The 13673-nt window shown below is 38.8% G+C and carries 6 protein-coding genes; all 6 read left to right on the plus strand.

Going from position 1 to position 13673, the window contains the following annotated elements:
- The first annotated feature begins 1 nt into the window (after position 1).
- From RCC89_05820 to RCC89_05845, 6 genes are read left to right on the plus strand one after another with little or no spacing between them, the layout of a single operon-like run.
- The gene (locus RCC89_05820; GenBank protein ID WMJ72682.1) at positions 2-289 is read left to right on the plus strand and encodes a PAAR domain-containing protein; all 288 of its coding nucleotides are present in this window, start codon (positions 2-4) and stop codon (positions 287-289) included.
- Positions 289-696: a GPW/gp25 family protein gene (locus RCC89_05825; GenBank protein ID WMJ72683.1), complete on the plus strand. Its 408-nt coding sequence runs from the start codon at positions 289-291 to the stop codon at positions 694-696. The genes RCC89_05820 and RCC89_05825 overlap by 1 nt, the downstream gene beginning before the upstream one ends.
- Before the next feature lie 8 nt (positions 697-704).
- Entirely contained in the window at positions 705-3623 is a 2919-nt protein-coding gene (locus tag RCC89_05830) for a baseplate J/gp47 family protein (protein ID WMJ72684.1), read from the plus strand.
- A 23-nt stretch (positions 3624-3646) separates the two neighbouring features.
- The gene (locus tag RCC89_05835; protein ID WMJ72685.1) at positions 3647-6367 is read left to right on the plus strand and encodes a hypothetical protein; all 2721 of its coding nucleotides are present in this window, start codon (positions 3647-3649) and stop codon (positions 6365-6367) included.
- Positions 6368-6386: 19 nt separating this feature from the next.
- A complete protein-coding gene (locus RCC89_05840; protein ID WMJ72686.1) occupies positions 6387-11765 on the plus strand; it encodes a hypothetical protein in 5379 nt (1792 codons plus the stop codon).
- Positions 11766-11771: 6 nt separating this feature from the next.
- The gene (locus tag RCC89_05845; GenBank protein ID WMJ72687.1) at positions 11772-13532 is read left to right on the plus strand and encodes a contractile injection system tape measure protein; all 1761 of its coding nucleotides are present in this window, start codon (positions 11772-11774) and stop codon (positions 13530-13532) included.
- The last annotated feature ends 141 nt before the right edge of the window (positions 13533-13673 follow it).

Consider the following 13673-nt stretch of genomic DNA (forward strand, 5'->3'; position numbering starts at 1 on the left):
TATGGGAATGCCTGCTGCTAGAATAAATGACATGCATGTTTGCCCTATGGTAGATGCATCGGCCCATGTAGGAGGGCCAATTATGCCTCCTGGTGAAGTTACTGTATTAATTGGCGGTATGCCGGCAGCACGAGTAGGCGATATGGCTGTATGCACTGGCCCGCCTGATTCTATAGTGGCTGGTTCAGCAACAGTTTTCATTGGTGGCATGCCTGCTGCTAGAATGGGCGATACAACTGCTCATGGTGGTACAATTACTATTGGCGAACCTACTGTTTTAATTGGATAATGGATAAAAAAGGTTTTTTAGGAAAAGGGTGGGGGTTTCCCCCAGAATTTAACAGGGTGAAAGGAGAAGTGAAAATCTCCACAGCGGAGGATGATATTAGGGAGAGTTTGCATATACTTTTGTCCACTCGTTTGGGTGAAAGGGTGATGCAGCCCGATTATGGATGCAATTTAGAGGCCCTAATGTATGAAAGCCTTACCTTAAGTGTCAGAACCCAAGTGTCAGAACTTATTAAAACGGCTATTTTATATCATGAACCGAGAATTGATGTAGAAAAAATTGACATTTATTGGGGAGATGAACAGCGTGGCGAAATTTTGATCCAGGTTAATTATCGTATTAGGTCTACAAACTCTCGAAGTAATATGGTATTCCCTTTCTATAAAGAAGAAGGGACAAATGTTTAAACAAGTCAATGAGTATAGACTGTAATAAAATATTAAATGTTTTAAAAAGAGAAGGCACTGACCAGCAAATGCGTGTGCGTGGTAAACTTATGTCTGATCAATTAAACTTGATTGATTTTGACTTGAGCGACTGGGTTTTGTTTGCATTCAAGTTTGCTGATTATGTTAAATTTCCGGAAAAAGATCCTTCCGGTATAGGAAGAAATAACTGGCGTGACTTCTTTAACTTATTTCCTGAGGAAGGTTATAAAGAAACCGACCTTGAAGATATTAAAGATTCAATTGCTGCTTTTTTAAGAAATGCAGAACAAGAACATAATCTGACGCCCCACCTTACCCTCTATGTTGTTTTTTTAAAGCTTATTCAAAAAAGTCAGAAAAGGTTCAATGGACTTACTAAGCGACACCTAGATTTTTATTATCAAAATATTCTGCATATAGAGAAAAAGCCTTTAAGGTCTGACCATGTTTATGTGCTGTTTGAATTGGCTAAAAATTTCTCTGAAGGCAGAGTTCCTCAGGGAACATCTTTGGACGCAGGTAAAGACCTCGATGGGAAAAAACTCATTTATAAAACCACAGAAGAGGTTGTTGTTAATACTGCCAAAATATCTCACTTAAAAAGCATTTACCATCAAGAGGCAACAAACAACCAACCGGGATATTTAGGCGCAGCACCTGTGGTTAATAGTAAAGACGGTTTGGGAGAAGAATTTTTGGATGGTTCAAAAAGTTGGAGGCCTTTCAGAAAACAAGCTTCACTTTCTGCCAAACTGGGCTTTTCTCTATCATCGCACATGTTGAGGTTGGCAGAGGGAGAGCGGAAGATCGAAGTGTCTTTTTCTTTTGATAAGGATGTTGAAATAGATGGTGCAATTGGGGAATTGTTTTCAGTAACATTGACTGGGGAGGACGGGTGGTATAAACCTACAGGAGGAATAGTTTCAAGCATTGCTGAAAGAACCTTGACTTTAACTATTCGCCTTAATGAAGATGAGCCTGCAATAGTTCCCTTTAACAATGACTTGCATGAAGGATCCTATAGAGTGCATGAACCTGTAATAAGGGTTAATGTTGATGTAAGTGGCGATACTGGCTATGCTTTTTATTCAAAAATGAGTAAAGCTATTTTTTCCTCTTTTGAGATTGAAGTGAAGGTGGATGATGTAAGGAATGTCCAGTTAGAAAATAGTTTTGGCCCATTAGATCCTCAGAGGCCATTTTTCCCTTTTACGCCAAGGCCTGTAAAAGGAGGATATTTTCAGGTTTCTTATGCCGAAGCACTGCAAAAGAACCCTGAAAGTATCACGGTGGAAATGGATTGGGTAAACCTGCCTGATGATTTTAAAAAACTTTATGAGGCGTATGATGCAGGTGTGGAAGGGAGTTCTTATTTTACGTTTACTGAGGCAGGGGCAAGCAATGATAAACACCTGCTTTTTCAGGGCTCACATTTTAACTATGAATTTACTACAGGACTTGATAAAGATTTAAAGGTAAAACTTACTGAAACTTTTTTGCATGAAATATACCCCAGAATATACACCCAAAAAGCGATTAACCTAGGGTGCGGGGACAAACTGCCTAATGAGCCATATACGCCGCTTGCTGAAAATATCAGTTTGTCGTATAAAGCTACTTTAACTGTCGATCTTAACGAAGGCAATGATGGCAAGGCGCTTTTTTTTCATGAATTGCCTTTTGGCTATGTGCAGAAGTTTCCTAGAACAAGTCAAGAAGAGAGTAGCTTTAATTTATTGCCGGATTATGATTATGGAGGGGAGCTTTATATAGGTTTGGAAAATGCCAGTCCACGGCAGCAGATATCACTTTTGTTTCAGTTGACAGAAGGAAGCGAAAACCCATTGTCTGTAGATAGGTCGGCAGGCGAACGTGTCGAGTGGGCTTTTTTAAGTAAAAATGTTTGGAGAGAGCTTCCGCCGGAAAGCATTCTTAAAGATCAAACCAACAACTTTTTGCAAAGTGGTATATTTAGATGCGTTCTCCCTGTGGGGGCAGACGTTGCCAATACGGTGTTGCCTACTGGGTATCATTGGTTACGTGCCAGAAAAAAGAAAATATCTTACGATGCCGTATGTGAATTCGTAGATGTTAAGGCACAAGTTGTTGAAGCCAAATTTGAAGATAATGGTAATAACACTGGTCATTTAGAACATGGGCTTTCTGAAGAAACCATTTCTAATCTAACTCGGCGTGTAAGCGCTTTTAAAGGAATTGCTCAGCCTTTTCCTTCGTTTGGAGGTCGCTTGCCTGAAGCAGACCTAAGTTTTTATAGGCGTGTGAGCGAACGGCTCAGGCATAAAAATAGGACTGTGTCTTTATGGGATTATGAACATATGGTTTTAGAGAACTTTCCTCGAATATATAAAGTGAAGTGCCTGAACCATACTTCTGGAGACAATTATCAGTCTCCGGGATATATAGAAATTGTAGTTATCCCTGATACTGTAAACCAGAAGGTTTATGATATGTTTCAGCCACGGGTGAGTCAAGCTGTGCGTGACCAAATACAAGATTTTGTTAGCGCACGCAGCTCTTTTCATGTCCGTGTAAAAGTACTAAACCCATTGTATCGAGAGGTAAAGGTGAAGCTGAAAGTAAAATTTAAAGCTGGTTATGAGGAAAATTATTACAGGCAGGAAATTCGCCAAGAAATTAACCGGTTTTTGGCTCCTTGGGCTTATGAAAAGGAAACGCTCCCTGAATTTGGGAATTCTTTACATAAAAGCTTATTGATACATTTCCTTGAAGGCCTGGAATATGTTGATTATTTAAGAGATGTTGAAATACAGGTAAAGGGATCAGGTGGGGAGTTCGATAAAGTGTCTTCAGGTTTTGTGCAGGACTCAAACCCTAAAGCTATTTTAGTTCCTGCTGATCGACATTCGGTTGATTTGGTTGAATAACCTGCAAATAAATTTTTTTTGAAATGCCTTTTGCTAAACAATATAGTACAATACCTAAAAACGTATCATCTAACGATGATTTGGACTTTGAGTACCTTCGTCGTGAAGGGATTGCGTACATAGAAAAATTCGGAAGCAAGCTATGGACGGATTATAACACCCATGATCCAGGAATTACTATGCTTGAGGTCTTGTGCTATGCAATTACCGATCTTGCGAATCGTGCTAGTTTGCCTATGCAAGATATTTTAGGTGGTAAAACTAGCATAGAGGGACAATTTTTTAATGCCGAAGAAATGCTGCCTTCTGCGCCTGTTACCGCTCTTGATTACCGAAAATTGATAATTGACAGGATAGATGGGGTGAGGAACTGCTGGGTAAGTAAAGAAGAGGTTGTGTTATATGCAGATACCAAGAACAACAAGTTAGCCTATAATAAAAAGGCATTTGAAGGGACTTCTGAGCACCGTATTGAAGAAGTCAAGGTGCAGGGGTTTTATAAGTTTCTTTTAGATGTGCATGAGAACGTAGATTTTGAGGAGGTCAAAGCAAATGTCTTTAAGGTTTATCATCAGAACAGAAATCTATGTGAAGATCTTTTAAAAGTAGAAAAGGTAGCTTCTTTCCCTGTTCAGGTCTGTGCCAATATAGAGTTGCTTCCTGAAGCTCATGAGGAAGAGGTCTATGCCAACATCTATTTGGCTTTAGAGGATTATTTAAATCCTTCTTTTCGGTTTTATTCATTGGCGGAAATGGTAGAAAAAGGGTATGCTACAGAGGATATTTTTGATGGCCCTCCGCCAGTGAATGGCTTTTTGGATACGAAAGAAGTTAGCAGGGCAGAATTGAAGACGGAGGTAAGGCTTTCGGACATCATTAGTTTAATTATGGAAGTTGATGGTGTCAAGGTTATAAAAGAGATATCTGTTGGTAGGTGCGATGGAGGGGAAAACCCAGATCGCTGGGTGTTGCCAATACCGGCGGGAGAAAAGCCAGTTTTATGCGATAAGACCATTTTTAACCTTTTCAAAGGAGTATTGCCGCTGCACCTTAATCAAAAAAGTGTGGAGCGTGTAAAAAGGAGGATTTTGCGAAGAAAATCAGAACGAAACAAAGTTTTGCCAGAAGATTTAGCCTTTAAAATTCCCGAAGGTGAAAAATTTGACCTAAGTGCTTACAGTTCTATTCAACATGATCTGCCTGAAGTATACGGTGTTAGTGATAAAGGTTTGCCAGCACGGGTAGGTAAAGCACGGCTACAAAAAGCGAAACAACTGAAGTCCTATCTTTTGTTTTTTGACCAAGTGCTGGCTTCTTATTTTAAACACCTGGAAAAGGTAAAGTCAGTGCTTTCTGTGGGGAAGGATTCATCAGGTCAAGAAACCGGCTATACGTATTTTACTCAATTGATCAAGGACATCAAGGGGGTAGAGGAGATTGTAGATTATCCAGACGATGACGATGAGCTAGGAAGGCGTCTTTTTTATGAACTTGACAATACCACAGAAAGGCGGAACCAGATTCTTGATCATCTTATAGCCCGGTTTGCTGAGAACTTTGGGAACTATGCTTTTGCCATGAAAAAGCTCTATGGTGATAGTGCAGACGACCTACTTTTATATAACAAACAGCGCTTTTTGTCAGGTTATGATGTAATGAGTCGCGATAGGGGCAGTGCCTTTAACTATTATGAACAGCCTCCTGGCAAGCTTTGGAATTCAGAAAATGTTTCTGGGTTTGTAAAAAGGGTTGCTGGTTTGGCTGGTATAAACTGTATTAACAGAAGAAGCTTTGCTACCTCTTTTATACAGGTTTATTTCTATAAGAACAGTGTAGACAAGAGAGAATACCGTTGGCGAATTAGGGACAAGAAAAACCGGATCATGCTTTCTGCAACTAAAGGATACCCTAATGCCGAAGCTGCGACTGAGGAGCTTTTTTTTGCGATACGCCAGATTGTGGAGTCTGATGAAAGAGTAGTAGAGCACTACCTGGAAAAGAAGACAGAAGAGGTCTTTGAGGTAGAAAACTTTCAGGTGAGAAAGTCAGCTACTTCGAAAACGTTTAGTTTCAATATTGTTGACCCTGATGGAAGAAACCCAGATTACATTATTGCGCGGCAGTTTCGAAACCATTCCGATAGGCTAATGGCTTTAGAAGCAGCAAAGGATCTGATCCTTTTTATGAAGAAAGATTTTACGGATGAAGGCATTTATTTACTGGAGCATATTCTGCTGTTGCCTGAAAAAGAAGAAGCTACAGAAGACATGTTTCTGCCTATATGTTCAGATGACTGCAACAGCACCGATCCTTATTCTTTTAGAGTAAGTATTATTTTACCTGGGTTTGCTTACAGGTTTGCAGATCAAGAGTTTAGGAGGTTTATGGAGAACCTTATTAGAGAAGAGCTGCCTTCGCATATTTTGGCAAAAATTTGCTGGCCGGGGTATCGTGAAAATACAGAACCTGAAGTGTCAGATAGTGAAGGTTATGACGTGCCTGATGGTTGCAATAAGGAGACCAATCCATTATTGAAATTTGAATCCGCCTATCAGGAATTTTTAAATGCTAAGGCTTACGTTCATAAAAAACAAGAAAAGTCGGATTATCAAGAAAATGTAAAAGCGCTCATCTGCGCATTAAATGGTTTACATTCAATTTATCCTTCTGGTAGGTTAATAGACTGTACTAGTGAAGATGTTGAACTAAAGGGCAGGATTGTCCTTGGAAGAACCACATTGTAAATAAAGAAATATTTTTGTCATGAGTCAAAAGATTTTTTCATCTGGAACTTACCGTACCTACAAACAAGACCAGGTACTAACCGATAAACAGCTTAATGAATCTATAGCTTTTTTTGAAAGCCAAGATAGACAGTCACGGGTATTTTTACATGGTGTGGGAATTGTTAATGGATTTGAAATATACTGGTCAGGAAATGATACAATAAAGCTCAAGCAAGGTGTTGGTATTACTACTGATGGCGATCTTATTGTTCTGAAAGATGATAAAGGTTTAGTTTCAGAACTTGAGTTCTCTTATTACAGGCCTTTCGATGATGATAAGGCTAGATATCCCAAGTTTAAAGATCTTGAACTGTTTGAGCTTATTCCTGAAGATAAAAGACAAAATAATGACGAACAATTAGTTCAGTCACAATGGAGTGATTTTATAGCTGTGCTGTACTTAGAGAGTTATGGTAGAGATCCAGATTTATGTGCAGGTATAAATTGCGATAATCAAGGAACAGAGCAGGTCGCTAACCTTAAAATTCTTGTTTGTAAAGAAGGAATTGATAAAATCATCAGTTCTGTTCATCACGATGATTTTCGTAATGATCCAACTATTCATGAATTAAATAAAATTCGCCTGAAGAGGGTGAGCTTTTCGTCTTTGGGTTCCGGTGAAGAAGCACATGTAGAAGGAAAGTTGAGGAAAGCTTATGAAGAGGTTGTAAATGAAGATATTTTGGGTAAGTTGTCTCAAGAGGTAAGAGTAGTTTTGGAACGTTTCCGAGAAGGTCATGATGTAAATTTGCTGAAGATTAAGGAAGAAATAGAAGCAAATTATGGTTTTCAATACTTTTATGATTATGTAAAGGATATTATAGATACATTTCATGAAATAAAGGCACTTGCTCGTGAGCTACTTCCTGTTTCTCTTCCTTCTGTTGATGCATTTCCGAAACATCTGCTTTTAGGTAAAATGTCCAATGAATTAGATTCTTATGATTATCGTCATAGGTTTTACCCTGCTCCAACTACTGATTCTGTTCAACGGTATAACAAGTGTAAAAGCCTTGTAAAAAGGTTAAGGCTACAGTTGCAGTTGTTTAGTTTCAGTACATTGAAGGGAACTGAAAGAGCGACTCTTCGGGAGAATTTGCAGAGGGGAATCCTAATTAACAAGATACCATCTATTAATTTAATTGACAATGTGCGAATTGACTTTAACCTAGACCAGAAAATTCCTCCTTTTCATAGACCTGTGCAGCGAAATGAAGTTGATCTGGGAGGATTAGGTGGGTCTGATGTTAGGATAACCCCTTCGCAACTGCGGGGAAAACTAGGTGATAGGGCAATCCCTTTTTATTACAACCTTTTAGTTAGTGACTATGGCGACTTATTGCGCGAACATTGGAACTTTTCTAAAACCCGTCATAATGAGCAGTATGAGGTCTACTCCTATTATCGAGATACTTATCCAGAAGGAGACCCAGGGAATGCCCCTCTTGAATATGACCTTGATCCATATGATTTTTTCAGGATTGAAGGTCATCAGGGTAAAAGCTTAGATGAGGTATTGGTAACGATTCGCCAGCAGGTTAAAGACTATAACCTAGATTTCGATGTAAAGCCGTTGGCATTAGAAGCTTCCAGTATATCTGATATTAATACAGATGACTTCAAAAGCTATTTTGGAGATCTTGAGTTAAGCTTTAGCCTTTGGAAAAAAGATATTAAATGTATCTTGGATAACGCTATCAACTTCTTTGATGAAATTCAATTGAACGTGAAAGAAGATATTGAGGAAGGCGATAAAGAAGAAGACGAAGAAGGAGGGGGTGGTTTAATTGACTATAAAAAACCAATATTTACGATTCCTATGGCGGATGCTCGTTTTGAGGAATACCCAAGACGTAGCATTGATAGTGTCAATGTGTTAGAAAAGGATCTAAAAAATATTGGAGCTGTTAGAGATGGTGGGCAGGAGTTTGTTGGAAGCACTACTAAGGACTTTAAAATTGCTTCCGAAAAACTTATACGACAGGAAGGTCATGAAGAGGGAGAGGGTGTTTTGGATTTTTCGGATAAAAATGTATTAGTTTCTAGATTAAAGGAAAATCAACTAGGGTCTATTAGACAGGTTGTAAAGGAAAGTTCTAATGTAAGAGAGTTGTTAAACTCTGATATTTACAACAAATATTTTAGTGGACTTTCTAAAGAGGAACGGAGGGTAATTAATGCTGCTTTGGCTATAGTAGATGTTTTGGAAGCTCTTAAAACCTATGTTTCCGAAAAGCTGAAAAATTTAACTGATATAGATTTAAAAGCTTATGGAGATAAGCTACAGTCAATAAATGATGAGCTTTCTAGTTTTTTAGCGCTGGCAGAAACCTCAGAAATTTCAGAAGCAGAGAAAAGTTACCTGAGGGCGAAAGTTTCATATTACCTTACCGTTGGCTGCTCAATGGAAACTTTGGGCGTCCTTGCCACGGAAGTAGAGAAGCGTGAACAAAAAGCTTTGTCTCAACTCAATTTTTTATCCTTTATAAAAAACAATCCTGGTGCAGAGCATCATGCTGGGGTTTCTCGTGGGGGAACTTTTATCTTGGTTTATAATAAGGACGGTGTGGTTGTTGCCGATTTTATGGTGCCATGGAGATGCTGTTCAGAAGGCATGCCTGTAAACTTTGTTTTCCAGCTGCCTGAACCAAAGCCTCACCTTAGTTTTGACCGCAATGTGTATTGTCTGGGTGGAGATGATGAGCGGGAAATTACCTTTGATGTATATCCTTTAGATGGAGACGTAAGGCCACAGGGTGAACTGGATGGTGTGGTTATTGAAGGAAACAGTCTTAAAATTGACTCTGATGTATTTCCTGAAGACCGTTTAGGAGAACCTGTTTCTTTTACTGTAAATGGGCAAAATGTAGATGCTATTTTAGTAGTGTATAAGCTTCCTGACTTTGAGATAAAGTTAGAACAGGCGGTAGTGGGCAAAGCATTGAAGGTAAAAGCCGAGTTGGGATCAGATTATAATATTGCTGGTTTAATCTTTGTTTGGAACTTTGGTGAAATAACTCAGACAGGAGTGGATGTTGTTGTACCTTTCGAGAGATTAAAACTGGATGAGAATTTTTCTCTAAGAGCGGCCCTTGTTGTTTATCAGGAAGAGATGGGGTGCAGTTATCGGAAGGAGGCTACTATTGACTTTGCTCACCTGATTCTTGATCGACATATCTACTGTTTGGGAAGTGATAATGAGCAGGAAATCAGCTTTGAGGTATATCCTTCAGATGGAAATGTGAAGCCGGAGGGTGGACTGAATGGTGTTGTTATTGAAAAAAACAATCTTAAAATTGACCCCAAAACCTTCCCTGAAGACCGTTTAGGAACCCCTGTTTCTTTTACTGTAAACGGGAAAAGTGTAGATGCAACTTTAACAGTGTATAAACTTCCCGATGTTAAGATAAAAGTAGAACAAGCCATAGTAGGGTCAGATTTGAAGGTGATGGCTGAAGGGCTTTCTGATTATGATGCTGATAAGTTGACCCTTATCTGGGATTTCGGGCATGAGGTAAAGGCTGAAGGGGGGCGGGTATCAGTTCCCTTTGATAAACTTAAATTAGGTGAAGAGGGAAGTCTTTCAGTTAAACTCACGGTCCAGGGAGAAAAAAGTGGATGTTTGAATACTAAAGAACTTGATGTTTATTTTAACGACGTGTCATTGGAGTTGAAACCTAATGTTTTATGTTATGGTAGCGAAGTGGGGATAATGGTAGATGTGAACCCTTCTAACGGGGAAATTGTCCCAGAAGGAGTTGATGATTATAAAATAAAGGATGGGGTGCTTACATTCAACTGGGATGCTTTTCCTGAGGATAAATTAAGGGAACCTATTTCCTTTAAGGTAAACGGGCAGCCGGTAAACGAAAAATTGACTGTTTATCCATTGCCACAATTTAAATTGGAGTTGCCAGTAAATCCAGTTGCAGGAACAGATATAGAGGTTGCGTCAAGTCCTGTTTATGAAAATGCAGATTACCTGTGGGAGCTTGGAGAGATTACTTCTACAGAAAAAAGGCCAACAATCTCATATCGTCAATTGGGTGCTGTCAACAATGAACTAAATGTTGAGCTAACTATTAATGAACATGGCTGCGCTACTACTGAAAAGGGACAAATTGTTTTTCAAGAGGTATACTTGGAAATGCAGCAAGAAATAATTCTAGGGACACAACAGCAAACTATCAATTTTGACTCAAATGGGCAAGTTCAGCTTAAAGAGAATATCTCAAACATTTCAGTAGACAATGTACAGAAAAAGATAAGTGTGGACCCTTCCAACTTTCCTAATAAATGGATCGGTCCCCATATTCGCTTTACGGTAAATGGTCTTGACGTTGAAGCTTATTTGGTAGTAAAAGCACCTGAGGTTCCTGAGATTTCAATAGATAAGCATGAATTCTGCGAAGATGACAAAAGTGTTCCTTTTAAAAATGTACCAGAAGGTATGGTATTATCGGGGAATGGAGTTGTATGGTATGAATCTGGTTATGTTTTTGATCCTGCTCAGGTTACGTGGGGTGATAAAACTGCTCTTGAGGTTGCCGTAATAGCAGATAGGAAACAGGTTTTAAGGCTTAAGGTATTTAAAAAGCCTAATGTTGGTCTAGAGTATTCCATAAAAGACAACCGAACATATTTATCCGTTTTTGGACTTTTGGAAGAGGCTTCTCTTTATAAGTGGATTGTATTGGATGGTAACGATCGGCAGCTGGAAAGTTTTGAAACTAATGAACCGCACTTAAATTTGGACATCTCTCGTTTTAGAGGTAATGATCTTATTCAGGTAAGGGTATTTGCTCAAATTAGTGGTGTTTGTAGGAGTGCCGAAGGGGCAATAGAAATTCCTTTAACTGAAAAGCCTGAGGAAAGAGGATGTATTGAGCAAGGGGTAACGGAGGTTGAAAAATATGACTTTAGGAATGCGCCTAAAGTTTTACATCGCCACGAAGCATTCATTAGTTTTACAAGTTTTTGGAATAAGGTGAAAGAAGGTCCTAAATTATTCTTAAGTGGGGAGCAAAATGAATTGGTCAATGAATCTTACATGAAGTTTTTTGACATATTGCTTGGTTTGCTAGAAGAGGGGGAAATGGATAAATCGTTTGAGCCTTTCGTTTCAGATAGCATTAAGATGTTTTTTGTTTTATTAAAATGTCAGGGAAAAATGCCTTCTGAAGAATCTAATGAAGTTTTTGGACGTATGCAAATTTTCCTTAACTGGAGTATCCATCAGGGGCAGGATCTGGAAAAATTAATTAGATTTTTGGAAATATATGTAAAAGAGGAGGTGCAAAATGAACAGGCTTTAGAATGGGCATATGACTTTCTGGAAATGTTGAACACAAGGTAATATATAATGACTTCTTCGCCTGGGTATCTCATCCATAAAGTCTTTTTGGAACTGAAAGTTTCTGATCAGTCTGTTGCTTATAGCTATGCAGACAATATTAAAAAACTGCTAGAAAATGAACTGTTGCCAGAACTTGAAAAACTATTGGCGGAGTTTGAGCATAAGACCGGTGGAAGGTTCATACAAATCGACTGTTTGAATGTTCAATTAAGGGATAGCTTGTTAGCAGCAAGTGGAGGGTTAGATCAACACAGTTTTTTTCAAAGGATAAAAAGTGATTTTATAGAGCAGCTAAGAAAACAGTTGGTGGAGGGTGTTAATTTAGAAACTAAAGATGGACGGGCATTATTGAAAGAAGTACCTCAAGGTGACAGAGAAATTCAAACGGTGCTTTATATACTCAAGCATGGCCACAAGCCTTGGTGGCTTGGAGATAGTGAAGAAGTATTATTTTTTTCTAATTGGGACAGGCATAATGAAAAGGTAAAGAACTTTTTGCGGAAACCGGGTTTTCAGGATGGTCTTGTTAAAGGGCTTGCAAATAAGCGTTTTCTGAATAGGTTGATTAATCAGATGTCCTCCCAGCAGTTGGAATTCATTTGTGAGGCAATAGCTAAAGGAAAATTTAAGGCTGACATTTCTGCAGAACTGGAAAAAATAGCAGATTTTATAAAACCTTCAGGTAGTAATACTTCAGTCCTATGGGAACTTATATTGGCTACTTTTGATAGAGAAAGGTTTGTGCAGGTTTTTCAGGAGACAGTTCCAAAATTGTCAAGAGGTAGTTTTAAAACAGGCCTTCCTGAACGAGTGTTAAGTATTTTGCAAATTGCTGGAAAGCTACATCGGTCTAACTACCTGTCTCAGCCTAACTTTTCGGAACCTTTGTCTTTGTTAGTTCAAGATGGGGGTGAGCAAAACCTAGAAAGTTCAGAAAACAAGGTAAAGGAAATCAATGATAATAAAAGACCAGTAAAAGAACCTAGATTATCAGAGGGTAATATCAAGGCTGGCCGAACAGAAGAAGACAGTAAAAAGGAAGGTTTTAAAAAGAAAGCCATAAATAAAGAGCCAGAAGGTAAAGCGGAGACCGGAAGTAGAAGCGTTATGGGGAAGCCTGGGGCTGAAGGCAAAGAGCGGGGTAGTTCGCTTGGCTTTGATAGGGGTACACCTAATACAGAAAAGGGGACTCCAGAGCATGGGCAAAAAAATGATTCGGCAAAGCAACGTAGTTTTGGCGCATTTTCCGAAAGAGAGTATATTGAAGAAGAGACCTTTGATGAAATTTTTGTGTCTCATGCAGGTTTGGTATTGTTGCATCCATTTTTTAAGAACTTTTTTCAAAAAACTGGTTTGCTAGAAGGAAAGGAGCTGGTAGATAAGGCAATGGCGGCACACCTCTTGCATTATGTGGCTACAAAAACGGAACAGGCCTTTGAGCACGAAATGCTGTTTGAAAAGTTTTGCTGCAATATTCCGGTGGGGGAACCACTGCCTAGGAATATTCTTTTGACTGATGAAATGAAAAGGGAAGCGGAAAATCTGCTAGATGCTGTTCGGGTACATTGGAAGGCATTAAAAGGTACCTCTTCAGATACTTTGAGGGCGGAATTTCTTTCTCGGAAAGGTAAGCTGATGCTTAAAGGGAATTTTCCAAAACTCATTGTAGAGCGGAAGGTACAGGATATACTATTGGACAAACTACCTTGGGGTATTGGCATGGCTAAATTCCCATGGAAAAAGGAAATGGTATTTGTGGAGTGGTAGTCATAATTTTATAAGACTGACATTATGAAAAAAAGCAAACATTTTTTATCTTAAAACTTTAACAGATAAATAATTACTTGAATTATTTTTTGCAGCTAATGCTGTATGTTTAATTTTTAGAAGTATTTTTTAACAAGAAAT

It is taken from the genome of Cytophagaceae bacterium ABcell3 (assembly GCA_030913385.1).
Classification (GTDB): Bacteria; Bacteroidota; Bacteroidia; order Cytophagales; family Cytophagaceae; genus ABcell3.